The organism is Pseudomonas sp. GL-RE-29, assembly GCF_019947275.1.
Taxonomy (GTDB): Bacteria; Pseudomonadota; Gammaproteobacteria; order Pseudomonadales; family Pseudomonadaceae; genus Aquipseudomonas; species Aquipseudomonas fluorescens_A.
The window spans coordinates 116,230-140,742 of sequence record NZ_JAGYGD010000006.1 but is presented as its reverse complement, the minus strand read 5'-3'; the positions used below and the strand labels follow the sequence as shown (position 1 = coordinate 140,742).

The 24,513-nt window shown below is 58.3% G+C and carries 21 protein-coding genes and 1 pseudogene; 19 read left to right on the top strand and 3 right to left on the bottom strand.

Annotation, left to right across the window (positions count from 1 at the left end; genetic code table 11):
• Positions 1-1,137 carry a flagellar biosynthesis protein FlhB gene (gene flhB, locus KGB21_RS07805; protein WP_223504594.1) on the top strand — a complete coding sequence of 379 codons (1,137 nt, stop codon included), beginning with the start codon at positions 1-3 and terminating at the stop codon, positions 1,135-1,137.
• 39 nt (positions 1,138-1,176) lie between these two features.
• Here flhB and KGB21_RS07800 read toward each other — a convergent pair whose 3' ends face one another.
• Entirely contained in the window at positions 1,177-2,226 is a 1,050-nt protein-coding gene (locus tag KGB21_RS07800) for an RHS repeat-associated core domain-containing protein (RefSeq protein ID WP_223504592.1), read from the bottom strand.
• A 261-nt stretch (positions 2,227-2,487) separates the two neighbouring features.
• Positions 2,488-3,042, bottom strand: a complete 555-nt coding sequence (locus KGB21_RS07795) for a cytochrome b (RefSeq protein WP_223504590.1) — start codon at positions 3,040-3,042, stop codon at positions 2,488-2,490.
• Between the two features lie 290 nt (positions 3,043-3,332).
• On the opposite strand from KGB21_RS07795, the gene flhA reads away from it, so the two are divergent.
• From flhA to KGB21_RS07725, 14 genes are all read left to right on the top strand, one after another.
• On the top strand, positions 3,333-5,462 hold the full coding sequence (gene flhA, locus KGB21_RS07790) for a flagellar biosynthesis protein FlhA (protein ID WP_223504588.1): 2,130 nt from the start codon (positions 3,333-3,335) through the stop codon (positions 5,460-5,462).
• A gap of 11 nt (positions 5,463-5,473) precedes the next feature.
• Positions 5,474-6,802, top strand: coding sequence for a flagellar biosynthesis protein FlhF (flhF, locus tag KGB21_RS07785; protein WP_034146291.1), 1,329 nt, complete (start codon positions 5,474-5,476; stop codon positions 6,800-6,802).
• A gap of 116 nt (positions 6,803-6,918) precedes the next feature.
• Complete coding sequence (gene fleN / locus KGB21_RS07780) at positions 6,919-7,749, top strand: flagellar synthesis regulator FleN (protein WP_008001746.1); 831 nt, start codon at positions 6,919-6,921, stop codon at positions 7,747-7,749.
• A complete protein-coding gene (gene fliA / locus KGB21_RS07775) occupies positions 7,746-8,486 on the top strand; it encodes an RNA polymerase sigma factor FliA (RefSeq protein ID WP_007894214.1) in 741 nt (246 codons plus the stop codon). The genes fleN and fliA overlap by 4 nt, the downstream gene beginning before the upstream one ends.
• Positions 8,487-8,652: 166 nt before the next feature.
• Positions 8,653-9,024, top strand: coding sequence for a chemotaxis response regulator CheY (locus KGB21_RS07770; RefSeq protein WP_003183998.1), 372 nt, complete (start codon positions 8,653-8,655; stop codon positions 9,022-9,024).
• A 19-nt stretch (positions 9,025-9,043) separates the two neighbouring features.
• A complete protein-coding gene (locus KGB21_RS07765) occupies positions 9,044-9,832 on the top strand; it encodes a protein phosphatase CheZ (protein ID WP_034146292.1) in 789 nt (262 codons plus the stop codon).
• A 54-nt stretch (positions 9,833-9,886) separates the two neighbouring features.
• Positions 9,887-12,142: a chemotaxis protein CheA gene (locus KGB21_RS07760; RefSeq protein ID WP_223504586.1), complete on the top strand. Its 2,256-nt coding sequence runs from the start codon at positions 9,887-9,889 to the stop codon at positions 12,140-12,142.
• A gap of 49 nt (positions 12,143-12,191) precedes the next feature.
• On the top strand, positions 12,192-13,322 hold the full coding sequence (locus KGB21_RS07755) for a chemotaxis response regulator protein-glutamate methylesterase (protein WP_223504584.1): 1,131 nt from the start codon (positions 12,192-12,194) through the stop codon (positions 13,320-13,322).
• Complete coding sequence (locus KGB21_RS07750; RefSeq protein ID WP_034146295.1) at positions 13,322-14,062, top strand: flagellar motor protein; 741 nt, start codon at positions 13,322-13,324, stop codon at positions 14,060-14,062. The genes KGB21_RS07755 and KGB21_RS07750 overlap by 1 nt, the downstream gene beginning before the upstream one ends.
• A 15-nt stretch (positions 14,063-14,077) precedes the next feature.
• Complete coding sequence (gene motD / locus KGB21_RS07745; RefSeq protein ID WP_034146296.1) at positions 14,078-14,968, top strand: flagellar motor protein MotD; 891 nt, start codon at positions 14,078-14,080, stop codon at positions 14,966-14,968.
• Positions 14,969-15,011: 43 nt separating this feature from the next.
• Positions 15,012-15,800 carry a ParA family protein gene (locus tag KGB21_RS07740; protein ID WP_034146297.1) on the top strand — a complete coding sequence of 263 codons (789 nt, stop codon included), beginning with the start codon at positions 15,012-15,014 and terminating at the stop codon, positions 15,798-15,800.
• Positions 15,801-15,932: 132 nt separating this feature from the next.
• Entirely contained in the window at positions 15,933-16,808 is an 876-nt protein-coding gene (locus KGB21_RS07735) for a CheW domain-containing protein (protein ID WP_223504582.1), read from the top strand.
• A 41-nt stretch (positions 16,809-16,849) separates the two neighbouring features.
• Positions 16,850-17,335, top strand: a complete 486-nt coding sequence (locus KGB21_RS07730; protein ID WP_007946765.1) for a chemotaxis protein CheW — start codon at positions 16,850-16,852, stop codon at positions 17,333-17,335.
• A complete protein-coding gene (locus KGB21_RS07725) occupies positions 17,336-17,728 on the top strand; it encodes a DUF2802 domain-containing protein (protein WP_223504580.1) in 393 nt (130 codons plus the stop codon).
• Positions 17,729-17,845: 117 nt separating this feature from the next.
• Here the strand turns inward: KGB21_RS07725 and KGB21_RS07720 are convergent.
• Positions 17,846-17,971, bottom strand: a pseudogene (locus KGB21_RS07720) (flagellar biosynthesis protein FlhB); the annotation flags it as partial.
• A 316-nt stretch (positions 17,972-18,287) separates the two neighbouring features.
• Between KGB21_RS07720 and KGB21_RS07715 the strand changes: the two are divergent.
• The 4 genes from KGB21_RS07715 to KGB21_RS07700 are packed head-to-tail and all read left to right on the top strand — an operon-like array spanning position 18,288 to position 24,507.
• On the top strand, positions 18,288-18,542 hold the full coding sequence (locus tag KGB21_RS07715) for a PAAR domain-containing protein (protein ID WP_223504578.1): 255 nt from the start codon (positions 18,288-18,290) through the stop codon (positions 18,540-18,542).
• A 9-nt stretch (positions 18,543-18,551) separates the two neighbouring features.
• The gene (locus KGB21_RS07710) at positions 18,552-19,631 is read left to right on the top strand and encodes a hypothetical protein (protein ID WP_223504576.1); all 1,080 of its coding nucleotides are present in this window, start codon (positions 18,552-18,554) and stop codon (positions 19,629-19,631) included.
• Between the two features lie 35 nt (positions 19,632-19,666).
• Complete coding sequence (locus KGB21_RS07705) at positions 19,667-22,543, top strand: type VI secretion system Vgr family protein (protein ID WP_223504574.1); 2,877 nt, start codon at positions 19,667-19,669, stop codon at positions 22,541-22,543.
• A 2-nt stretch (positions 22,544-22,545) separates the two neighbouring features.
• Complete coding sequence (locus tag KGB21_RS07700; protein WP_223504572.1) at positions 22,546-24,507, top strand: phospholipase D-like domain-containing protein; 1,962 nt, start codon at positions 22,546-22,548, stop codon at positions 24,505-24,507.
• Positions 24,508-24,513: the final 6 nt, after the last annotated feature.

Here is a 24,513-nt window from a genome sequence, read left to right as displayed (position 1 = left end):
ATGGCTGAGAGCGAAAGCGGTCAGGACAAAACAGAAGATCCCACGGAGAAGAAGAAAAAGGACGCTCGGGAGAAGGGTGAAATTGCACGCTCCAAGGAGCTCAATACCTTGGCCATCATGTTGGTTGGTGCCAGTGCACTGCTGATTTTCGGCGGGGCCATGGCGCAAGACATGATGGAGCTGATGCGCCTGAACTTCTCGATACCGCGGGAAGTGATCATGGATCAACGCTCCATGGCCAGTTATCTGCTGCACTCGGGACTGATTGCCCTGTGGTCGATTCAGCCGGTGATGCTTACATTGGTGCTGGCCGCCATCATTGGCCCGATTTCCCTGGGCGGATGGCTGTTCGCGGCGGGCTCCCTGGCGCCCAAGTTCAGTCGGCTCAACCCCGCACCCGGCCTCAAACGCATGTTCTCCACCAAGGCATTGGTGGAGCTGCTCAAGGCCTTGGCCAAGTTCTTCATCATCCTCTTCGTGGCCCTGGCGGTACTGTCGGCGGACATCGACGATTTGCTGCGCATCGCCCATGAACCGCTGGACCGGGCGATCATCCACAGCCTGCAAGTGGTCGGCTGGAGCACGCTGTGGATGGCGTGCGGGTTGATCCTCATCGCCGCCGTGGACGTTCCGGTACAGCTCTGGGAAAGCCACAAGAAACTGCTGATGACCAAGCAGGAAGTGCGCGACGAACACAAGGATCAGGAAGGGCGGCCGGAGGTCAAGCAACGCATTCGACAGCTGCAACGAGAGATGTCCCAGCGGCGGATGATGGCCGCCATTCCCGAGGCGGACGTGATCATCACCAACCCGACCCACTACGCGGTGGCGCTCAAGTACGATCCGGACAAGGGCGGTGCGCCGATGCTGATTGCCAAGGGGACTGACTTCCTGGCACTGAAGATTCGCGAAATCGCGGCGGCTAACGAGATTCTGTTGCTGGAATCTCCAGCGTTGGCGCGGTCGATTTACTACTCAACCGAGCTTGAGCAGGAGATTCCGGGTGGGTTGTATCTGGCGGTGGCGCAGGTGTTGGCGTATGTCTATCAGATTCGCCAATACCGGGCAGGCAAAGGAAAGCGGCCGGAGCCGCTTAAGGATGACTTGCCGATTCCGCCGGATTTGCGGCGGGATTAAGTATGAGTGTTTTTCTGTATGTTTCTGTGCTGTCCATTATTAAAATAAAACGTCATGGTCATCCCAGCGAATTTTATTTGCCGATTTTTTAGGGCTGTCTAGGGGAGGGGGGGGAGTTTTGGTGAGGTTTATAGGTTTGGTATTTTGAGTTTCGGTGAAGTTTATAGGTGTGGTATCTATTCTTCTCCAACTAGAGGCATTGGTACTACGATGTGTTGAGTTAACGGGTGTAGGTGTCGAGTATATATTTAGTGCGTCCCGAGTGAGGCTGTGATCGTATCCAATATAGTTAATCGGCTCCGCGCTAATTGATTTGGAAGTCGAAAAATTTCCAGGGACTTTGGTGGTGTTTTGTATAGGTTGCGGTGTAACCACTGCTCGGGGGGTAGTTACATTTAGTCCTCTTGAATTGGGCAGAACTGTTTGGGTGGAGCCCATTATCGGTAATCTTTGTGCTGGAGTAAGAGTTGGAGCGACACTGACCAAGTTGTTGGTAACGGATGTCGTGTTTCGGGTCGGCATAAACGGAAGCGCCTGAAATAGGAAGCTCAAAGACATCCGTCCCGTCGAGTCTCCGTTGTTTACAGGATCTCCCTCGCAATACATGTACGAATTTAATCCACCTTCTCCAAACGGACTCCAACTATCCGGACTATTAAACCGCATCAACACCGGATTAAACGCCCGATACCCATTCCCCAACAAATAATACCCGGTCACCGGATCCGCACGTTCCCCGTTAAAACCCAACAAGCTGAGCAAACCATTGAATGCCGGACGATGGCCGTAGGGCGAGTAGGCGATGGGTTGCGGCTGAGTAGCCTTCTTTAGCGTATGGAGCACCGAGCGCTGCAGGTCGGTGATCAGTAACGTGGTGTCGAGTGCATCGCCCTCACGTTGTTGCTGAGCCAATAGCAGGTCGTCGTGCTGAATGATCGAATGCTTCGTCGCACCCTGAATTTCAGTAGCCAGGCGGCTTTTGCAGTAAAAGCGCTGATGCGTGGGTGTATCGGGTTGGGTTTGGTTGATCAGCCGATCCAGTGGATCGTACCGATAGGTGCAACGCTGTGTTATTTGTGTGGAAGCCATTTGCTCGCTCCGGATTTGCAAGGATTGAGCGCTTGAGTATCTGCGCGGAAGTTGATGGTGGGTACTAGCAGAACTGCTAGTTCCGCTGTCTGGAGCGAGGCCGGAGCCGCTTAAGGATGACTTGCCGATTCCGCCGGATTTGCGGCGGGATGAGTCACTGAAAATCAAAAGATCGCAGCCTTCGGCAGCTCCTACATTGAAATGCGTTCTCCTGTAGGAGCTGCCGCAGGCTGCGATCTTTTTTTCGCTTGCGAAAACCTCTCAGCGCCTCAACTTGGGCAGTATCCCGGTCAGGATGTTGTCCTTGTCGATCAGTTGATGCTTCAGCGCAATCAACAAATGCCCGCCGACCAACGCACCACAGAACCACGACGTCCAGGTATGAATGTATTTGGCAAGGTCGTAGAGGTCTGGATCGGGGTCGACCAGTGGCGGCAGAAAGAACAGACCCGCCACCAGAATGGGTTTGTCGGCAACCGAGCTCCAGTACCAACCCGAAAGTGGCAAGGCGATCAGGGCGACGGCGTAAAGCAAAACATGCCCGATCATCGCGCCGCGTTTCATTGATGCAGACATGCTTTCGGGCAAGGCAGGCGGTCGGTGCGTCAATCGCCATGCGACGCGAAGGACGATGGCAAAGAGCAAAGTACTGGCCAGCGCCTTGTGCAAAAAGGTCAGCTCATGCTGAGGGTTTAGCTCGTCACGCCAATGCGTAGCCAACATGCCCAGCGTCCAACTGAAAATCCAGACCAGCGCCATGCCCCAGTGCAGCCACTTGGCGGTACTGGTGTACTCAATTGTTTTCGGTTGCTGCATTGCCGCTTCCTTACTGTATTCAGGGTTTTATCGATATCCGCCGCAGGGCTTCAGATTGGAGAGGTCGTATTAACCGGGGGTTAGCGAAAAATCAAAAGCTCGCAGCCTGCGGCAGCTCCTACAGGGAAATGCATTCCAAAGTAGGAGCTGCCGAAGGCTGCGATCTTTTGATTCTGCCTATGAAAACCCTCTATTTCCTGCTCCGGCAAAAGTTGGAAAGCTTCTTGCAGTAGCCGCCCTGCGCCTGCTTCAGGCGTCAAAAGTTTGCTTTAAAGGAACGGGGAAAACCGGTGGATCGCTCTCAGTTATTCAACACTGCTCGCACAAACGTTGCCGATTTGAGTCGGGGCAACCTGGGTGTGCCGTTGTTGCTGCTGGTCATGCTGGCGATGATGATGTTGCCGGTGCCGCCGTTCCTGCTGGACGTGTTTTTCACCTTCAACATTGCCCTGTCGATTGTCGTGCTGCTGGTCTGCGTGTACGCCTTGCGGCCGCTGGATTTCGCGGTGTTCCCGACCATTCTGCTGGTGGCGACCTTGTTGCGGCTGGCGTTGAACGTGGCTTCGACGCGGGTGGTGATGCTCCACGGTCAGGACGGTCATGCGGCCGCGGGCAAGGTGATCCAGGCCTTCGGTGAGGTGGTGATCGGCGGGAACTACGTGGTGGGTATCGTGGTTTTCGCGATTTTGATGATCATCAACTTCGTCGTGGTGACCAAGGGCGCCGGGCGGATTTCCGAGGTGAGCGCGCGCTTCACCCTCGATGCGATGCCTGGCAAACAAATGGCCATTGACGCCGACCTGAACGCCGGACTTATCGATCAGAACCAGGCCAAACTGCGCCGCATGGAAGTGGCTCAGGAAGCCGAGTTCTACGGTTCCATGGACGGTGCCAGCAAATTCGTGCGCGGTGACGCCATCGCCGGCCTGCTGATTCTGTTCATCAACCTGATCGGCGGCATGGCGGTCGGTATCTTCCAGCACGGCATGACCTTCGGCGACGCCGGCAAGGTGTACGCGCTGTTGACCATTGGTGACGGTTTGGTGGCGCAATTGCCATCACTGCTGTTGTCCACCGCGGCGGCGATCATGGTGACCCGTGCTTCCGGTTCGGAAGACATGGGCAAGCAGATCAATCGTCAAATGTTCGCCTCGCCCAAGGCGCTGGCAGTAGCCGCTGGTTTGATGGCGGTCATGGGCCTGGTGCCCGGCATGCCGCATTTCTCTTTCCTGACCATGGCGGCTCTCGCAGCGGGCGGCGCCTACCTGTTCTGGAAGAAGCAAAACGTCGCCAAGGTGCAGGCACTGCAAGAGGTCAAGCGTCAGAAGGAACTGTTGCCTTCGCCGGCTCGCGCCCAGGAAACCAAGGAGCTGGGTTGGGATGACGTGACGCCGATCGACATGATCGGCCTGGAAGTGGGTTATCGCCTGATTCCGCTGGTGGACCGTAACCAGGGCGGCCAGTTGCTCGCGCGGATCAAGGGTGTGCGCAAGAAGCTCTCACAAGACCTCGGCTTCCTGATGCCGACCGTGCATATACGCGACAACCTCGACCTGGCGCCAAGCGCCTATCGCCTGACCCTGATGGGGGTGATCCTGGCCGAGGCCGAGATTTACCCGGAGCGCGAACTGGCGATCAACCCGGGGCAGGTCTACGGCACGCTTAATGGCATAACCGCCAAAGATCCGGCTTTCGGCCTGGAGGCGGTCTGGATCGAAATCAGCCAGCGTTCGCAGGCGCAATCCCTTGGCTATACAGTGGTCGATGCCAGTACAGTAGTGGCAACTCACTTGAACCAGATCTTGTACAAGCATTCCAGTGAGCTGATCGGCCACGAAGAAGTACAGCAACTCATGCAATTGCTGGCCAAAAGCTCGCCAAAACTGGCGGAAGAGCTGGTGCCGGGCGTGGTGTCGCTGTCGCAACTGCTCAAAGTATTGCAAGCGCTGCTCGCTGAACAAGTGCCGGTGCGCGACATTCGCAGCATCGCCGAAGCCATCGCGAACAACGCTGCCAAGAGTCAAGATACTGCCGCATTGGTGGCAGCCGTGCGCGTCGGCGTATCCCGCGCAATCGTCCAAAGCATTGTAGGCACTGACTCCGAGCTGCCAGTTATCACGCTGGAGCCAAGGTTGGAACAAATATTGCTCAACAGTCTGCAGAAGGCAGGACAAGGCTCGGAAGAGGGCGTTCTGCTGGAGCCAAGCATGGCTGAGAAACTGCAGCGTTCGTTGATCGACGCCGCACAGCGTCAAGAGATGCAAGGTCAACCGGTGATTCTGCTGGTAGCCGGTCCGGTTCGCGCGATGCTCTCGCGATTTGGCCGACTGGCAGTCCCGGGTTTGCACGTGTTGGCTTACCAGGAAATTCCTGACAACAAGCAAGTGACCATCGTTGCGACAGTAGGGCCCAACGGCTGAGGTAGTGGTTTATGCAAGTTAAGCGTTTTTTCGCCGCCGATATGCGTCAGGCCATGAAGCTGGTTCGTGATGAGCTGGGCGCCGATGCCGCCATCATTGGCAACCGCCGCATTGCCGGTGGTGTCGAGCTGACGGCTGCCCTGGATTACAAGCTGTCGGCGCTGGCTCCGCGCGTGCCGAACATGGAGCTCGAAGACGAGCTGCGCAAGACCCAATCGCGGATCGTCACCGCCCAGGCTGAATTGAGCCTGCGTAGTGATGGCGAGAGCGACAATGCGACCAATCGCCAGTTGTTCGCCGGCCTGCCGCTGACCGCCGCCGAACCGCTGATCGAACCAACCTACAGCGAGCCTCGTCGTCCTGCACCGGCCGCCGCACCTGCCTCCAGCGGTGTGGACCCACGGGCGTTCGATTCCATGCGTTCCGAGCTCAACAGCCTGCGCGAACTGATGGAAGTACAGCTCGGCTCGCTGGCCTGGAATCAACTGCAAGGCAGCCGCCCGGCTCAGGCCAACCTGTGGCGCCGTTTGCAGCGCATCGGGCTCTCCGGCCCGTTGTCGCGGGATTTGCTGGCGCTGATTACCGATATTGAAGAACCCCGTCAGGCCTGGCGCATGTTGCTGGCGCATCTAGCGCGGATGATTGCCACACCGGAAATTGAACCGCTGGAAGAGGGTGGCGTGATTGCCATGGTCGGCCCTGCCGGCATGGGCAAGACCACCACCCTGGCGAAATTGGCCGCCCGTTACGTGCTCAAATACGGCGCGCAGAACATTGCGCTGGTGAGCATGGACAGCTTCCGCATCGGCGCCCAGGAGCAGCTCAAGACCCTCGGTCGGATTCTCAACGTGTCGGTGACGCACGTTGATCCGGGCCAATCGCTGGTCCAAGCGCTGGATCCACTGCTGCGCAAGCGCGTGGTGTTGATCGACACCGCCGGCCTGCAGGCCAGCGATCCAGCGCTGCGCATGCAGCTCGAAAGCCTGGCCGGACGAGGCATCAAATCAAAAAATTATCTGGTCCTGGCAACCACTAGCCAGAAACAGGTTCTAACCGCCGCTTATCACAGTTACAAGCGTTGCGGGCTTGCCGGCTGCATTCTGACTAAACTGGATGAAACGGCCAGTCTGGGCGAGGTGTTGAGCCTGGCCATCAGTCATGAGTTGCCAGTGGCTTACCTGACCGATGGCCCGCGGATTCCGGATGATTTGCATCTGCCGCGTCGTCATCAGTTGGTCAGCCGCGCCGTCAGCGTGCAAATGCAGGAAGAACCCAGCGAAGAAGCCATGGCTGACATGTTCGCTGACATCTACCACAGTCCGACCAAGCAGGTTGGCTGAGGTAAAAATGAATCGTTTTTGTACCTACATCGATGGTCTGCCATGCATTGTTCCGTTTGTGAACGCGCAGCCAGTAATGTGGCCTCCGTCTATGCAAGACAAGGTAAAGAAATAACATGGGCAGCATGCATCCCGTACAGGTGATCGCGGTGACCGGCGGCAAAGGTGGCGTCGGGAAGACTAACGTGTCAGTGAACTTGTCCCTGGCTTTGGCTGAGCTTGGCCGGCGCGTCATGTTGCTGGACGCCGACCTGGGCCTGGCGAACGTCGACGTTCTGCTAGGGCTGACACCCAAACGTACTCTGGCCGACGTGATCGAAGGCCGCTGCGAGCTGCGCGACGTCCTGTTGCAAGGGCCGGGCGGCATCCGCATTGTTCCGGCGGCGTCCGGCACCCAGAGCATGGTTCATTTGAGCCCGGCGCAACACGCCGGCCTGATCCAGGCCTTCAGCGACATCGGCGACAACCTCGACGTACTGGTGATTGACACCGCTGCGGGTATTGGTGACTCGGTAGTCAGTTTTGTACGTGCAGCGCAGGAAGTGTTGCTGGTGGTCTGCGACGAGCCGACTTCGATCACGGACGCCTACGCACTGATCAAATTGCTCAACCGCGATTACGGCATGAATCGTTTCCGCGTCCTGGCCAACATGGCCCAGAGCCCGCAGGAAGGCCGCAATCTGTTCGCCAAACTGACCAAAGTTACGGACCGCTTCCTCGACGTCGCCCTGCAATACGTCGGCGCCGTGCCATACGACGAAAGCGTGCGCAAGGCCGTGCAGAAGCAGCGCGCGGTCTACGAAGCGTTCCCGCGTTCCAAGTGTTCGCTGGCGTTCAAGGCCATCGCGCAAAAGGTCGATACCTGGCCGCTGCCTGCCAACCCGCGCGGGCACCTGGAGTTTTTCGTCGAGCGCCTCGTGCAACAAACGGCAGGACCCGTGCTATGACCGCCAGCGGTTACAACCTCTACAAGAAGTCGGCGCGTGACGCGCAGTACGAGCTGATCGAGCGTTACGCGCCACTGGTCAAACGCATTGCCTACCATTTGCTGGCACGCCTGCCAGCCAGTGTCCAGGTCGAAGACCTGATCCAGGCCGGGATGATCGGCCTGCTTGAAGTATCAACAAAATATGACGCCAGCAAAGGCGCGAGTTTCGAGACGTACGCGGGCATTCGAATCCGCGGCGCGATGCTCGATGAAGTGCGCAAAGGGGATTGGGCGCCACGTTCGGTCCACCGCAATACCCGGATGGTCAGCGACGCCATTCGCTCGATTGAAGCTAAAACCGGCCGTGACGCTAAAGATCATGAAGTTGCGGCCGAACTCCAATTGAGTCTCGACGATTATTACGGGATTTTGAACGACACCCTGGGCAGCCGCTTGTTCAGTTTCGACGATCTGTTGCAGGACGGCGAACACGAAGGGCTGCACGAGGATGGCGCGAGTGCTCATCTCGAGCCGTCACGCGATCTGGAAGATGAACGCTTCCAGGCAGCGCTGGCGGACGCGATTGCCAATTTGCCGGAGCGTGAGCGACTGGTGTTGGCGCTGTACTACGACGAAGAGTTGAATCTCAAGGAAATCGGTGAGGTCCTGGGAGTCAGCGAATCTCGGGTCAGCCAGTTACACAGCCAGTGCGCGGCCCGTTTGCGGGGGCGTTTGGGAGAGTGGCGAGCGCGCTGAAGGCAGTGTGGGGGCACTGCGACGTGGCTGGTGGGGTGTTGAACCGCGCCGGTCTCGATCCGTTGTACTCCAGACAGTCATCGAGTGCTTTGCCAGATTGATTGAAATGGCGCGTCCAGGTGCTGGGCGCGTTTTAGTCTGCTTGGAGGTCGAATTGGACAAGAACATGAAAATCCTCATCGTTGATGACTTCTCAACGATGCGGCGGATCATAAAAAACCTGTTGCGTGACCTTGGGTTCACCAACACGGTCGAGGCTGACGATGGCACCACTGCCATTCCGGTTCTCAACAGCGGGAGCATCGACTTTCTGGTAACGGACTGGAACATGCCTGGCATGACCGGTATCGATCTGCTGCGCCACGTGCGTGCCGATGAAAAACTCAAGCATTTGCCAGTGCTGATGGTGACCGCTGAAGCCAAGCGCGAACAGATCATCGAAGCGGCCCAGGCCGGTGTTAACGGCTATGTGGTCAAACCCTTCACGGCCCAGGCGTTGAAAGAAAAAATCGAGAAGATTTTCGAACGCATCGGTTGAACTGCGCCACGGGGGAGCTATGGGGCATAACGAATCATCCCAGGGCGATTTTGAATCGACCCTGAAAAAACACGCCGTCGAACTGGTCGCGAGCCTTGAAAAAGGCAGGTTTGGCGATGCTGTGCAATTGATCCATGAGCTCAACCAGACCCGTGACCGCGGCCTGTATCAGGAAGTGGGCAAGCTCACCCGCGAGCTGCATAGCGCGATCGTCAATTTCCAGATTGACCCGAACATGCCGCAAGCCGAGGAAGTGTCGCAAATCACCGACGCCACCGAGCGTCTGGGGTATGTGGTCAAACTGACCGAGGCGGCCGCCAATCGCACCATGGACCTGGTGGAAAACGCCACGCCGCTGGTCAACAGCCTGGCTGACGAAGCCCAGGCGTTGAGCACGGATTGGGGGCGGTTCATGCGCCGCGAAGTCGGCGCTGAAGAGTTCCGCGAACTGGCCCGGCGAGTCGACGGCTTCCTGGCACGCAGCAGCGCAGACAATCGCGCGGTGTCGAGCAACCTCAACGACATTCTGCTCGCCCAGGATTACCAGGACCTCACCGGTCAAGTGATCAAGCGAGTGACCCAACTGGTCACCGAAGTCGAAAGCAATTTGCTCAAGCTCGTGCTCATGGCCAGTCAGGTGGACCGCTTCGCGGGCATCGAACATGACCGTGAAGCGATGCTTGCAGAAAAAGATCCACAAAAACATCTCTCTCAGGGTGAAGGTCCGCAGATTCATGCCGATAAAAGAGAAGACGTTGTGTCCGGTCAGGACGATGTGGACGATTTGTTATCCAGCCTGGGATTTTAGAGTTTTAGAATTTTAGGTTTTTTGGGTTTTTAGACCTGTAGGAGCACACCCTTAATGAGCTTCGGCGCCGATGAAGAGATCCTTCAGGATTTCCTGGTTGAGGCCGGCGAGATTCTAGAGCAACTGTCCGAGCAACTGGTCGAGCTGGAAAGCCGTCCGGATGATGCGGATTTGCTCAATGCAATTTTTCGCGGTTTTCACACTGTAAAAGGGGGCGCCGGCTTCCTCCAGCTCAACGAGCTGGTGGAGTGCTGTCACATCGCCGAGAACGTTTTCGACATCCTGCGCAAGGGCGAACGTCGCGTCGACTCGGAATTGATGGACGTGGTTCTCGAAGCACTGGACGCGGTGAACAGCATGTTCAGCGAAGTCCGCGAGCGCAGCCCGATCACGGCCGCGACGCCGGAGTTACTCGCGGCGCTGGCCCGTCTGGCTGAACCGCAATCGGCTGACGAAGCCGCTCCTGCGCCTGTCGCCGAGGTTGAAGCACCTGTTGCCGAAAGCGAATCGGGTGACATCACCGACAATGAATTCGAACAACTGCTGGACTCGCTGAACGCCGTCAAGGCCCAGGCCGAGGCGCCGGCGGCTGCTCCAACGCCTGCGCCTGCCAGCGATGCGGCGTCCAGCGACGAAATCACCGATGCAGAGTTCGAGTCGTTACTCGACCAGTTGCACGGTAAAGGTCAGTTCGCCGTTGACGCGGTGGCCGCGTCTGCTGCACCTGTCGCGCCTGAAGCCCCGAAAGCACCAGGCGACAGCTCCGACATTACTGACGACGAATTCGAAGCACTGCTCGACCAGCTTCATGGCAAAGGCAACTTTGCTGTCGATGCGCTGGAATCGGCCATTGCTTCGGTGCCGACACCTGCGGCACCCACCGCCGCCGCGGCGGGCAGCGATCTGATCACCGATAACGAATTCGAAGCATTGCTCGACGAGTTGCACGGCAAAGGCAAGTTCGAAGTCGGCAGTGCAACCGGCGGCAATGCTTCCGTTGCTGCCCCGGTCGCGAAGGCGGCTGTGCCGAAACCCGTGGCCAAGGCGCCTGAGCCTAAAGCTGAAGCACCGAAACCTGCTGCGGCACCGGCTCCGGCCCGTGCTCCGGCATCGGCGCCTGCGGAAAAACCGGTCAGCGAAGCCGAAACCACTGTGCGGGTCGATACCGCGCGTCTCGACGAAATCATGAACATGGTCGGCGAGCTGGTTCTGGTGCGTAACCGCCTGGTGCGCCTGGGTGCCAACAGCGCCGATGAGGCCATGTCCAAGGCCGTGTCGAACCTCGACGTGGTCACGGCCGACCTGCAGACCGCGGTCATGAAGACCCGGATGCAACCGATCAAGAAGGTCTTCGGACGCTTCCCGCGTCTGGTTCGCGACCTGGCTCGCCAGCTCAAGAAAGAGATCAACCTGGAACTGGTCGGCGAAGAAACCGACCTCGACAAGAACCTCGTCGAGGCGCTGGCCGATCCGCTGGTCCACTTGGTGCGCAACGCGGTCGACCACGGCATCGAGTCGCCGGAAGAACGCGAAGCCTCGGGCAAGTCCCGCGGTGGCAAGGTGATCCTCGCTGCCGAGCAGGAAGGCGATCACATCCTGTTGTCGATCTCCGACGACGGCAAAGGCATGGACCCGAATGTCTTGCGCTCCATCGCGGTAAAACGCGGTGTGATGGACAAGGATGCGGCTGACCGCCTGAGCGACACCGAATGCTACAACCTGATCTTCGCGCCAGGCTTCTCGACCAAGACCGAGATCTCCGACGTGTCGGGTCGTGGCGTGGGCATGGACGTGGTGAAAACCAAGATTTCCCAGCTTAACGGTTCGATCAACATCTACTCGGCCAAGGGCCAGGGTTCGAAGATCGTCATCAAGGTGCCGTTGACCCTGGCGATCATGCCGACGCTGATGGTGATGCTCGGCAACCAGGCGTTCGCGTTCCCGCTGGTGAACGTCAACGAGATCTTCCACCTCGACCTGTCGCGCACCAACGTGGTGGACGGCCAGGAAGTGGTGATCGTGCGGGACAAGGCACTGCCATTGTTCTACCTCAAGCGCTGGCTGGTCAGCTCCGCCGCTCATGAAGAGCAGCGCGAAGGCCATGTGGTGATCCTTTCGGTGGGCACCCAGCGGATCGGCTTCGTCGTCGATCAACTGGTGGGTCAGGAAGAAGTAGTCATCAAGCCATTGGGCAAAATGCTCCAGGGAACCCCGGGCATGTCGGGCGCCACCATCACCGGTGACGGTCGCATTGCACTGATTCTCGATGTTCCGAGCATGCTCAAGCGTTACGCCGCACGGCGTATTTGATTCTGGTGGAGCGGGGCGACTGAGCCTCGCTCCATCTAACGGAGTGTTTATGGCAGTCAAAGTCCTGGTGGTGGACGATTCGGGGTTTTTTCGCCGCCGCGTCTCGGAAATTCTTTCAGCGGATTCGAATATCCAGGTCGTCGGTACGGCTACCAACGGCAAAGAGGCGATCGATCAGGCGCTGGCCCTCAAGCCCGACGTGATCACCATGGACTACGAGATGCCCATGATGGACGGCATCACCGCCGTGCGGCACATCATGCAGCGCTGCCCAACCCCGGTCCTGATGTTTTCCTCGCTGACCCATGAAGGCGCCCGGGTAACCCTGGATGCGCTGGATGCCGGCGCGGTGGACTTCCTGCCGAAGAATTTCGAAGACATCTCGCGCAATCCCGAGAAGGTCAAGCAACTGCTGTGCGAGAAGATTCTCAGCATCTCGCGCAGTAATCGTCGTGTCAGCGCCTACGCTGCCCCGACACCTGTCGCTGCACCGGCCCCGGCCCCAGCGCCTTCGAGTGTCAGCAGTTATGGCAGCAGCGCGCCTGTGCGTCCGGCACCGGCTCCGATTCCGAGTCGTGCACCTGCGCACGCACCTTCCTCGCCGGCACCAAAACGCAAGGCCTACAAACTGGTCGCCATCGGCACGTCCACGGGCGGTCCGGTTGCCCTGCAACGGGTGTTGACCCAGTTGCCGGCCAACTTCCCGGCGCCTATTGTGCTGGTCCAGCACATGCCGGCAGCCTTCACCAAGGCCTTCGCCGAACGCCTGGACAAGCTCTGCCGCATCAGCGTCAAGGAAGCCGAGGATGGCGACATCCTGCGTCCGGGCCTGGCGTTGCTGGCCCCGGGTGGCAAGCAAATGATGATCGACGGCCGTGGCGCGGTGAAAATCCTGCCGGGCGACGAGCGTTTGAACTACAAGCCGTGCGTGGACATCACCTTCGGTTCGGCGGCCAAGACCTACGGTGACAAAGTTCTGGCGGTGGTGTTGACCGGCATGGGCGCCGACGGTCGCGAAGGCGCGCGCCTGCTCAAGCAGGGTGGCAGCTCGATCTGGGCCCAGGATGAAGCCAGCTGCGTGATCTACGGCATGCCGATGGCCATCGTCAAAGCCGAGCTCGCCGATGCGATCTACGGCCTCGATGACATTGGTCGGCATCTGGTCGAGGCGTGCATCTGATGGACGTTCTAAGCCTTATCGGGATCATCCTGGCGTTCGTCGCCATCATCGGCGGCAACTTCCTTGAAGGCGGTCACCTCGGCGCGCTGGCCAACGGCCCGGCGGCATTGATCGTGCTTGGCGGGACCATTGGCGCGGCATTGCTGCAATCGCCGATGAGTGCCTTCAAGCGCGCCATGCAAATTCTGGCGTGGATATTGTTTCCGCCACGCATTGACCTGGCCGGTGGCGTCGACCGTGTCGTCAACTGGAGCCTGACCGCGCGCAAGGAAGGCTTGCTCGGTCTGGAAGGCGTGGCCGACACAGAACCTGACAGCTACTCGCGCAAAGGCCTGCAATTGTTGGTGGACGGTGCCGAACCGGAAGCGATTCGCAGCATTCTCGAAGTGGATTTCTACACCCAGGAAAGTCGCGACATCGAAGCCGCCAAAGTCTTTGAAAGCATGGGTGGTTACGCGCCGACCATCGGCATCATCGGTGCGGTGATGGGCCTGATTCACGTGATGGGCAACCTCGGTGATCCGTCGCAACTGGGCAGCGGCATTGCAGTGGCCTTCGTCGCCACCATCTACGGCGTGGCCAGTGCCAACCTGGTGCTGTTGCCAATTGCCGCCAAACTCAAATCCATCGCGTTGCGTCAGTCGCGTTATCGCGAAATGTTGCTGGAAGGGATCCTGTCGATCGCCGAAGGTGAAAACCCTCGCTCTATTGAGTTGAAGCTTCAGGGCTTCATGGATTGATGGGGGTAATGGACTATGGCTCGTCGTCGTCAGCATGAAGAACATGTAAACCATGAACGTTGGCTTGTTTCCTATGCCGACTTCATCACGTTGCTCTTCGCGTTTTTCGTGGTGATGTACTCGATCTCGTCGATCAACGAAGGCAAGTACAAGGTCATCTCCCAGGCGCTGATCGGGGTTTTCACCGACGCCGATCGCTCCTTGCAGCCGATTCCAATTGGCGAGGAACGACCGAAGACCGTGACCCCGGCCAAGCCGTTGGTCAAAGATAGCGACCAGGTTGACGCTGGTGTCGCCGGCGCCAGCGATCCATTGAAAAGCATCGCCGATGACATCAGCGCGGCGTTCGGCGACTTGATCAGCTCCAACCAGATGACCGTGCGCGGCAATGAGTTGTGGGTCGAGATCGAGCTCAACTCCAGTCTGTTGTTCGGCAGCGGTGATGCCATGCCCAGCGACATCGCGTTCAATATCATCGACAAGGTGGCGGCGATTCTGAAGCCGTTCGACAACCCGATCCACGTCGAAGGTTTCACCGACGATCAACCGATTCGCACCGCGCAGTACCCGACCAACTGGGAACTGTCGTCGGCGCGCTCCGCCAGCATCGTGCGCATGCTCGCGATGCAAGGGGTGAACCCCGGTCGTCTGGCGTCGGTGGGGTATGGCGAATTCCAGCCGGTGGCCAATAACGCCACCGCCGAGGGCCGCGCGCGCAACCGTCGCGTTGTGCTGGTGGTGTCGCGCAATCTTGACGTTCGCCGCAGCCTCACCGGTACCGGAACGGCCAATGCGCAACCGGATGCCGCCTTGAAGCGTGCTGGCACACAAACTGCACCGACCCCGGTCAAGTCGCCGGTACGAGAGAGCGCCGTCAATTCTCCGTCACCCGCATTAACACGCTGAGCTATTTCTCGGTCGATCCATTCGGCCGGGAGGAATCATTCGAATGAGAGTCTGGGCAGTCGCCAATCAAAAGGGTGGTGTCGGTAAAACCACTTCCTCCATCGCTTTAGCCGGGTTACTGGCCGAGGCGGGCAAGCGCGTGGTCGTGGTCGACCTCGACCCTCACGGCTCCATGACCAGCTATTTCGGTTATGACCCGGACACCCTGGAACACAGCAACTACGACTTGTTCCTGCACAAGGGCAGCGTGCCCCAGGGCTTGCCCGGTCAGTTGCTGCTGTCCACCAGTGACGAACGTATTTCGCTGTTGCCGTCGAGCACCGCCCTGGCGACCCTGGAGCGCCAGTCACCGGGCCAAAGTGGTCTGGGCCTGGTGATTGCCAAGAGCCTCGCGCAGTTGTGGCAGGACTTCGATTACGCGGTGATCGACAGCCCGCCGTTGCTTGGTGTGTTGATGGTCAACGCGTTGGCGGCGAGCCAGCAACTGGTGATCCCGGTGCAGACCGAACACTTGGCGGTCAAAGGCCTGGAACGCATGGTCAATACCCTGGCGATGATCAACCGCTCACGTAAACAGGCGCTGCCGTTCACCATCGTGCCGACCCTGTTCGATCGTCGCACGCAAGCGTCCCTTGGCACGCTGCGGGTCCTGCGTGACAAGTTTCCGGAAGAAATCTGGCAGGGCTACATCCCTGTGGACACACGGTTGCGCGATGCCAGCCGCGCCGGGCTGACGCCTTCGCAATTCGACGGCAAGAGCCGTGGTGTACTCGCTTACCGCGCATTGCTCAAGCATCTGCTAGCGGCGCAACTCGTCGCGCAGGTGGCCTGAAATGAACCCGACCCGTGTAGGAGCTGCCGCAGGTTCGGTGCCGCGTTCGGACGATCTTTTGATCTGGCTTTGCGGCATTCCCAAGATTGTTAAAAGATCGCAGCCTTCGGCAGCTCCTACAGGGAGCCGTCCATGAGTCGGTTGGTGAAAATCACCTCGCGTCCGCAACTGGCGCTCCAGTCGTATCTGGACAGCTTGCTGCAAGACGCCACTGAAGAGCTGTCGCCGGAAATCGAGTCGCAGCCGGAAACAATCGAGTTCGGGGCGGTGCTGGATGAGTTCCATGCCGCCGTGCTCGAAGAGCAGGCCCGCGATGCACAACAGACCAGGGTCGCTGCCGAGCCAGTGGCCGCAGTGGTGGAACCTGAGGCTCCAATTGCGCTGGCCGTGATCGAAGCGCCGGCTCCGATTCTGGCGCCGGTTTCAACCGTCGCGCCCTTGCTGCAAACCTTGGTGCCACCGGTTGTCGAAGTTCATCTGCCGCCCTCCAACACGCCACCGCCGGTGCAAACCGACGGGCGTCCGGCATGGGCTGCCGAACCCTTCGAATGCCTGTTGTTCGATGTCGCCGGGTTGACCCTGGCGGTGCCGCTGGTGTGCCTGGGTTCGATTTATTCTCTGGCCGGTCACGAACTGACGCCGTTGTTCGGCCAGCCGGAATGGTTCCTCGGCATCCTGCCGAGCCAGGCGGGCAACCTTAAGGTGCTGGATACCGCGCGTTGGGTCATGCCCGACCGTTATCGCGAGGACTTCAAGCAGGGCCTGCAATACGTCATTTCCGTTCAGGGCTACGAGTGGGGGCTGGCGGTGCATCAGGTCAGCCGCTCGTTGCGCCTGGACCCGAACGAAATCAAATGGCGCAGCCACCGTGGTCAGCGGCCATGGCTGGCGGGCACGGTGATTGAACACATGTGTGCATTGCTCGACGTCTCCGAACTGGCCGAATTGATCGCCAGCGGTGGGGCAAAGCACATGAGCGGCAGCAAGCCGGCTCACAAACCTACATAACAGAACAACACCGCTAGGGCGGTTTCTTGAGGGGTCAGGGTATGAATGACAAGGCAACGGCAGCAAAGGGTTCTGAAGATCCGATCCTGCAATGGGTGACCTTCAAACTGGACAACGAAACCTACGGCATCAACGTGATGCGCGTTCAGGAAGTCCTGCGCTACACCGAAATCGCCCCGGTGCCGGGTGCCCCAAGCTACGTGCTGGGCATCATCAACCTGCGCGGTAACGTGGTTACCGTGATCGACACCCGTCAGCGCTTTGGCCTGATGAACGCCGAAATCAGCGACAACACCCGCATCGTGATCATCGAAGCCGACAAGCAAGTGGTCGGGATCATGGTCGACAGCGTGGCCGAAGTGGTTTACCTGCGTCAGTCGGAAATCGAAACCGCGCCGAACGTCGGCAATGAAGAATCCGCCAAGTTCATCCAAGGCGTGTGCAACAAGAACAACGAACTGCTGATCCTTGTCGAACTGGACAAGATGATGAGCGAAGAAGAATGGTCGGACCTGGAGAACATCTGATTGATTCTTGAGGTTGCGGTCATTGTCCTGTTCCTGTTTTGGGCAGGCACGCTGGCAATGTTTCTGGCGTACATTCGCGCTCAAAAGCAGATCGCCGCGCAACAGGCCCAGGGTGAAGCGCTGCGCGATCAGCGCATCAAGGACCTGGCCAAGCGCGTTGACGACTATCAGAACGGCAACGTGCGCATGGGCGAAGACCTGCACGAGCTGCGCTCGATCGTCGCGCCCTTGCCGGACAAACTGGCTCAGCTGGAACAGCGCGACCCCACCAGCCTGTCATTCGCCCAAGCGGCGCGACTGGTCGGGATGGGCGCAAGCGTCGACGAGCTGACCCAGTCTTGCGGCTTGACCCAGGCTGAGGCGGAGTTGATGAGCAAGCTTCACAAGAACTGAGAAGATCAAAAGATCGCAGCCTCGTTTTACAAGACCGCTCCTACAGGGTGTACGCCATTCCAATGTAGGAGCTGTCTCGTAAAATGAGGCTGCGATCTTTTTGCATTCAACACCGATTCAATAATCATCCCCGCGTTCAGTAATGTCTTTCTCGACTATCGGTGCATCCGGATCCTGCCCGGTCGGGAACTTGCCTTTCAAATTCCACGCAAACGCAATGATCTCGGCAATCGTTCGGTAGAGATCCATCACAAAACCCGCCTCGTCTGCCGTTTTCTTATTCTCGGCGTTTTAGTGACCCCGCACTCCAAACCCTCATTCAGACTCGGTCCTAGGACGCAGGCTACACGTCCTAGGACTTGGGCTACATGAATCAAGGAATGGGCCGACTTGTGACGCTTTACTGCCATCAGTAACGTTAGGCCGTCGCAATTGCTTACTGTTTTGAGCTGATGCGATGGCGTTGGTGGGATCGATCCTGGGAATTCTCGATCTGCCACGACTTCATTCAATTCTGGCGCGTCTCCTGGCCGCCCAGTTTCAAACACGGACGTCCTTCTTGCGCCCCATCATTGTGATCAACGACCCGACCTCTGAAGGAGGACAAGTGATTGAGGGTTCTCCCTCGACTTTCATCAATGATCTTGCAGTGGCGAGGCTCGGCGATCGCGTTTCCTGTGCCCATGGTGAATGCACCATTGTCAGTGGCGACGAAACCCTGCAGGTCGACAACAGAGCGGTCGCTCGCGAAGGTGATTCAACCGCCTGTGGTGCGACGCTGGTTGCTACGCAAAAGGACACCGGTGTTCTCTAAGGACTAGAGATGACAACCCGCACAAGTATTTACGATCGCATCTCTGAGCGGCGATTGGCCAAGGAGAACAGACAGCTCCAGTTTGAGGCAGTGTTTCCAACGGCCGATTTCAACGCCTCCTGCGCCAGCATAGTCCGGGCATGGATCTGGTTGCCCTGTGGGGCATTTGATTCACCGTTACCCGCCAGTGAGCTGTCTGGCATGTTTGACGGCTTTACTCACGATTCACGCCTCATCAATGCGTGCGGACTGCGTCAACCCATCAGCCGTCTTGCGACCCCCGCTGCGGGTAGACCAGAAGTCGGGGCTCTCAATCGCTGCAGCGAGGTTCTCCACGCAGCTTTGAGTCAATGGTCAACAGCGTTGCGGGCGTCTATCGACTGGTCCAACACTCAGGTCGTGTTGTTTGTTCCAGATGCGTTGAGTGCCCTCGACTGGTTTGACCGAGTTGTGTATCTCTGGCCGCCTGAACTGTCGCCCACACGTGGTTTTGACCTACAGATGCAAGCGCCAGCGCAGTGGCTGGCAGAGTTACCTGGAAGCAGGGCCGCAGCACAATTTCTCCTGTGCCTGAGCGTCGATTCCTGGGCCTGTGAAGAACGAGTAACAGCCTGTGCGGCAGATGAGGTGGCTGGCGAAGCGGTTTGCGCGGTGTTGTTGTGTCGTCAGCCGCAACCGCTGGAACGAACGACCGTGGACCGCCCAAAACTGTTCGCTCCGATCAGTCTGGATCACGGCTCGCACAGCCCCCAGGGATGCAACGACACTCAGGCATTTGAACAAATGATGGTGAAACTGGGTGAGCGAACAGGCATCGATCCGACGCGCGTAAATGTGCTGATCGGTGAGGGTGCGCTTGATCGCCAAAGCATCGGCCAGTTGCGTCAATACGCCTCGGATTGCTTGCCTCGTTTGGATCTCAATCAGCCCATTCGCATCATCCCGATTGGCGCCCGATTTGGGACTGTGACAGAGCAATGGGTGCAAATAGGCTTCGCCGGACTTATCGCCAGTGCGGACTCTGATTGCGTTGTCTGGTTACTGGACCGTACTCAGCTCAACCAGCCGCAAGGTTGGCTGATTGGCTGAAACTTCAAGCACAACTGAAACAGGGAGTTTCAAGCGTGAATTCCATTACTGACATCGCACTGGCTTCGGTTGACCCGTCGCTGAGCCAGGCCGGGCGCCTGTTGCAAATCACGACGCCGCAGGGGCAAGAACTGTATGCGCTGCGCGCCCATGCTCAGGAACGATTGGGGCGTGTGCCTCGTTACACGGTCGACGTGATCAACCAATCCACGGCATTCGACCCGGAGCAACTTATCGGTCAAGCGGTGCAATTGAGCATCAAGCTGGATGACGGCAGTCTGAGTCCCCGGCATGGCTGGATAGAAAGCGTGCGTTACCTTGGCAGTGACGGCGCTCTCGAGGACTGGCAACTGGTCTTTGCTCCCTGGTTCAGTCTGCTGGAGCATCGGATGGATTGCAGGATCTGGCAGGAAGTGAGCCTTCCCGACATCTTCGTTCAGGTGTTCCAGCACTACAGCCAAGCGCGTGATGCTTATCGCTTTGAGCTGTCACAGGAATATCCGCTGCTGTCCTATGTGACCCAGTTCAACGAAAGCGATGCCAATTTCGTGCAGCGCTGGTGCGAGCAAGAAGGTTTGTTCTGGTATGTGGAACATGAGGTGGACAGCCACTGCATCGTATTTACCGACAATATCTTGCATCTGCCGACGCTTACCCCTGCGACCCTGCGGTTCCACACGCAACAGGCAGCAGGCCGGCTGGACAGCGTGACTCAGTGGAGCCCCGGTGTCCGATTGCTCAATGGAACGGTGCAATCCAGCAGCAACGATTATGTCTCTCATGCCCGAGCACAGTTCACGCAAGTCCGCGCTCTGTCTGCGGCATCGGCGCCGCCCGATCTCCAGCGTTATCAATATCGGGGGCAATACGCCTGGCAGAATCATGATCGAGGCGACTGGCTCGGCCGGGTGCAGATTGAGCAGGACGAATCAGCGGCCAGACGCATCCATGGACAAGGTGGCGTGCGACACATGCAACCGGGCCGAGGCTTCGAGCTGACACAACACCCGTTGTACGAATACAAGGCAGGTAAGGACTGCCAGTTCCTGATCATCGCCGTCGAGTTCTATGCCCAAAGCAACCTGCCAGTAGGCAAAAATCGACCCCGGCCGCCCGGTAGCCTGAAAACTCCTTTCGAACCTGAGGACGGGCGGACGCCGCCTTCCTTGGATAGCGAAGGGTTTTACCTGAACCGGTTTGAGACCCAGCGCCTGGACGTTGCCTATCGCAGCCCGTTCGAACATGCGAAACCTGCCAATCCCGGGCCGCAGACCGCCGTCGTCGTGACCCCGAGCGGTCGCGAGGTCTTTACCGACAGCCTTAACCGGATTTGCGTGCGCTTCCATTGGGACCGGCTGGTCAAGGATGGCGAGTTGGGCTCATGCTGGTTGCGCATGATGCAAGCCAGCAGTGGCGAGGGCTGGGGCAGTGTGAACGTACCTCGCTCGGGGGAGGAGGTTGTGATCACCTTTCTCGACAATGACATCGACCGACCCTTGGTGATGGGCCAGGTCTACGGAGGACATAAGCCCGCCTGGCACTCCAGTGGTTTGATGAGCGGCTATAGAAGCCAGGAAATCCAGGGGCGTGGGTACAACCAGTGGGTGATGGACGACTCCACCGAACAGGTTCGGACCCAGATTCACAGCAGTCATGGGCACAGCCAGCTGAACCTTGGTTACCTGATCGACCAGCAAGGTAATCAGCGTGGTGCCTTGCGTGGCAGCGGTTTTGAGTTGCGCACGGATGCCTACGGGGCCTTGCGTGCACAACAGGGGTTGTATCTCAGCACATGGCCACGTAACAACGCTCAGGGCGGCCAGCTTGATATTCAGGAAGTCCGCAAGCAACTGACTGACGCACAAGAGCGAGTCAAGGCACTCTCCGGCTTGGCTCAGCAACACAATGCCTTGCCGATGCCGGGAGGCATCGACAGCCTTGATCAACTGAACGCTGATACGCAAATGCGCTACGGCAGCGCAGACAAGGGCCTGGCGAGCAACGACCGGCAACTGCGCAATGGCGGCGACACGGCTGCGGCCATCAGTAGCGGCGGGCGGGGCCAGACGGCTGGCTACCACAAGCCGCTGTTGATCGCCTCGGCCCCTGCCGACATCGTCACAGCGACCCCCCAAAATACCCACCTGCACAGCGGCAAGCAGTTGACGCTCTCGACTGGCGAAGACATCAATCTCGCCAGTGGTCAGTCGTTACTGGCCAGCGTGGCACAAAGCATCAGCCTGTTCGCCCAGGCCGCAGGCGCCAAACTGTTTGCGGCCAAAGGCAAAATCGAAATACAGGCGCAGAACGATTCCATCGAACTTACCGCCCAGGACAGCGTGCGCATTACGTCCACGGCCCGTAGCGTCGAGATCGCCGCGCAGGATGAAATCCTTCTCACCAGCGGTGGTGCCTACATCCGTATCAAAGGTGGCAACATCGAAATCCACGCGCCCGGCAGCGTGGACGTCAAGGGCATGAAAAAAACCTTCAGCGGCCCGGCGCAACTCAACCGCGACAACCCGGCGTGGCCCACAGCCTCACTCAGGCAATCGCTCACATTGATGGCGGGACAAAGCAGTGCCGCGGGTTATCAGCCGTGGGCAGGCATGCCTTACAAGGTGTTCGCCGATGGCGCACCGGCGGGGACCGGCGTCATGGATGCCAGCGGCCAAATCGCCGTTGATCATCATGTGACCACCAGCCGTTACCGCATCGAGCTGGCTAACGGGGTCAAGTACGATGTGCCGGTGGCCGGCGACTACACGGATAATCCGGACAACGCCGAACGGGCGAATCAGGGTTTTCAACGCCATTCGAGCCAGCCACATTCCGAGATCACGCCCCCGGATGACGCCAGTCAGTTTCGCCAGGCCTACACCCAACTGAACTCGCCGAAGCCGGAGGCTTGAAGATGACCGCACCCTCGATCACTGTCCCCATCGCGACGAGCAAGACCACCTCGTGCACGCTCAACCTGCCGTGGTTCGTGCAGAACACCGAATACCATCCGGTGCCCGCGACATTCGAACCTCTGGTGAACGGCGAGCGTGCATTCGGCGCGGTGTATGACGCCATCCTCGCCGCCAAAAGCAGCGTGGAAATAATCTGCTGGGGCTTTCAGCCTTCGATGTATTTCAAGCGCGGGGACAGCAGTTCGCTGTGCATTGGTGACCTGCTGATCAAGAAAGCCAATGAAGGTGTTCAAGTCCGAATCCTTTGCTGGTACGACACCTTGCGTGTCGCCCAGACTTCGGAAAATTCGACCCCGGGTGACAACGTTTCCAATTGGTTTGGCAAGTTCAGGCAAAACCGAAACGACGCGCAAGTCGAGTATGACAAGTTGTGGTATCGCCAGATCCGGCTTGCCTATACCGGCGCTGAAACCGGGCCGGTGGAGTTGGGGCAACGTTTTTTTCGCATGCTGAGGTGGGGTAACGATCCCGGCCTGGGCATCAAGAATATTGAATTCGTCACTCGCGACTTTGGCTTGCTGGACCGAGCAGAAATTGCCTGGCGCCTGGCGGTGAACGCGCTGGATGAAAATCGCGACATGACCAACAAAGTCATGAGTTCGGTGGCGATGTTTGCCGAGCCGAGCCATCACCAGAAGATGGTGCTGGTGGACTACGAAAAACCCGAGGTTGCCGTCGGGTTCGTGATGGGGCACAACACGCTGGATGCCTACTGGGACGACGATCATCACAGCCATGAACGGCATCATCCGCAATTCGGACGCAACGGCGAGACGCCAAGGCAGGACATTTCCAGCCGTGTGTCGGGCCCGGTGCTGGAATTTCTGAATCACAATTTTTGTACTGCCTGGAAAAAAGAAACGCGCATTGACCTGCTGGGGCCTCGTCAACACATTGCCCGGCAACTGCGCGTGCGTCCTGGGCATGGCACGCCGGTCATGGCGCAGATACTCAGGACCCAGAGTCAGGAAAACAAGAGAGACATCGAGAAGCTCTACCTGCAGGCCGTCAACAACACGACTCAATTCATCTATATCGAGAACCAGTATTTCCGCTGGCCGCCGCTGGCGGAGAAAATCAAAAGCGTTGTGAAAAATCTTCTGGACTGGGGGCGCGATCTCGAAAAGGACGGGCCGGTGTATTTGTTCGTTGTGACGAACTCCACCAGCGAGGCCATGGGTGATGGCTCGGTCAATACATTTCGCATGCTGAAACAGTTGGGCCGTCCGGAACTGATGCCGGGCATCGCCAGGGCTGAGCGGCGTGACGATTTGCTGGCCGACATAGCCCAAGCCAAACAAGCCGAACACGTGGCCGCGGTGAATGCCCGCCTGTTCAAAGAGAAACACGACACGGGCCATGACGCACCGGCGGCGCAGTACTACGAGACGTTGAAAGAAAATCATCAGCAGGCTCGCTCCAAGGTTGCGCAGCTTGAAAAAGAGCTCCCAGAGAAGCTTCAGGCAGTGATCTCCCCCTCAGAAATCCCCGGCCTGAAAGTACACATTTGCACCTTGGTAGCACCCGACTCCCCACCCGATAACTGGATGGATGTGTATGTGCACAGCAAGTTGATGATCGTCGACGATGTATTTACCACGCTGGGCTCCGCGAACATCAACACGCGCAGTATGCAGGTGGACAGTGAGTTGAATATTTGTATTGAGGATCCTGCGGTTACTAGGCCGTTACGGGAGCATTTGTTTGGGGTGCATACGGGGGGGAGGGCGACGGGGAGTGATATTAGTGCGGTGTTTAATGCATGGGGTGATGTAATTGATGAAAATAAAGACAACAGGATGTTGAGTATTCAAAATAAAATTTCGCTTGATCTAAAGTCCCCAATTGCATCGTTGGTGGAGTTTTTGCAGGAAAGTCCAGTGAGAAAAAATTGGGACTAAATAATA

Excerpts from the sequence above, each read along its gene's own strand:
- flhB (WP_223504594.1), top strand. The coding sequence starts at position 1 with ATGGCTGAGAGCGAAAGCGGTCAGGACAAAACAGAAGATCCCACGGAG.
- KGB21_RS07800 (WP_223504592.1), bottom strand. The coding sequence starts at position 2,226 with ATGGCTTCCACACAAATAACACAGCGTTGCACCTATCGGTACGATCCA.
- KGB21_RS07795 (WP_223504590.1), bottom strand. The coding sequence starts at position 3,042 with ATGCAGCAACCGAAAACAATTGAGTACACCAGTACCGCCAAGTGGCTG.
- flhF (WP_034146291.1), top strand. The coding sequence starts at position 5,474 with ATGCAAGTTAAGCGTTTTTTCGCCGCCGATATGCGTCAGGCCATGAAG.
- fleN (WP_008001746.1), top strand. The coding sequence starts at position 6,919 with ATGGGCAGCATGCATCCCGTACAGGTGATCGCGGTGACCGGCGGCAAA.
- fliA (WP_007894214.1), top strand. The coding sequence starts at position 7,746 with ATGACCGCCAGCGGTTACAACCTCTACAAGAAGTCGGCGCGTGACGCG.
- KGB21_RS07770 (WP_003183998.1), top strand. The coding sequence starts at position 8,653 with ATGAAAATCCTCATCGTTGATGACTTCTCAACGATGCGGCGGATCATA.
- KGB21_RS07765 (WP_034146292.1), top strand. The coding sequence starts at position 9,044 with ATGGGGCATAACGAATCATCCCAGGGCGATTTTGAATCGACCCTGAAA.
- KGB21_RS07760 (WP_223504586.1), top strand. The coding sequence starts at position 9,887 with ATGAGCTTCGGCGCCGATGAAGAGATCCTTCAGGATTTCCTGGTTGAG.
- KGB21_RS07755 (WP_223504584.1), top strand. The coding sequence starts at position 12,192 with ATGGCAGTCAAAGTCCTGGTGGTGGACGATTCGGGGTTTTTTCGCCGC.
- KGB21_RS07750 (WP_034146295.1), top strand. The coding sequence starts at position 13,322 with ATGGACGTTCTAAGCCTTATCGGGATCATCCTGGCGTTCGTCGCCATC.
- motD (WP_034146296.1), top strand. The coding sequence starts at position 14,078 with ATGGCTCGTCGTCGTCAGCATGAAGAACATGTAAACCATGAACGTTGG.
- KGB21_RS07740 (WP_034146297.1), top strand. The coding sequence starts at position 15,012 with ATGAGAGTCTGGGCAGTCGCCAATCAAAAGGGTGGTGTCGGTAAAACC.
- KGB21_RS07735 (WP_223504582.1), top strand. The coding sequence starts at position 15,933 with ATGAGTCGGTTGGTGAAAATCACCTCGCGTCCGCAACTGGCGCTCCAG.
- KGB21_RS07730 (WP_007946765.1), top strand. The coding sequence starts at position 16,850 with ATGAATGACAAGGCAACGGCAGCAAAGGGTTCTGAAGATCCGATCCTG.
- KGB21_RS07710 (WP_223504576.1), top strand. The coding sequence starts at position 18,552 with ATGACAACCCGCACAAGTATTTACGATCGCATCTCTGAGCGGCGATTG.
- KGB21_RS07700 (WP_223504572.1), top strand. The coding sequence starts at position 22,546 with ATGACCGCACCCTCGATCACTGTCCCCATCGCGACGAGCAAGACCACC.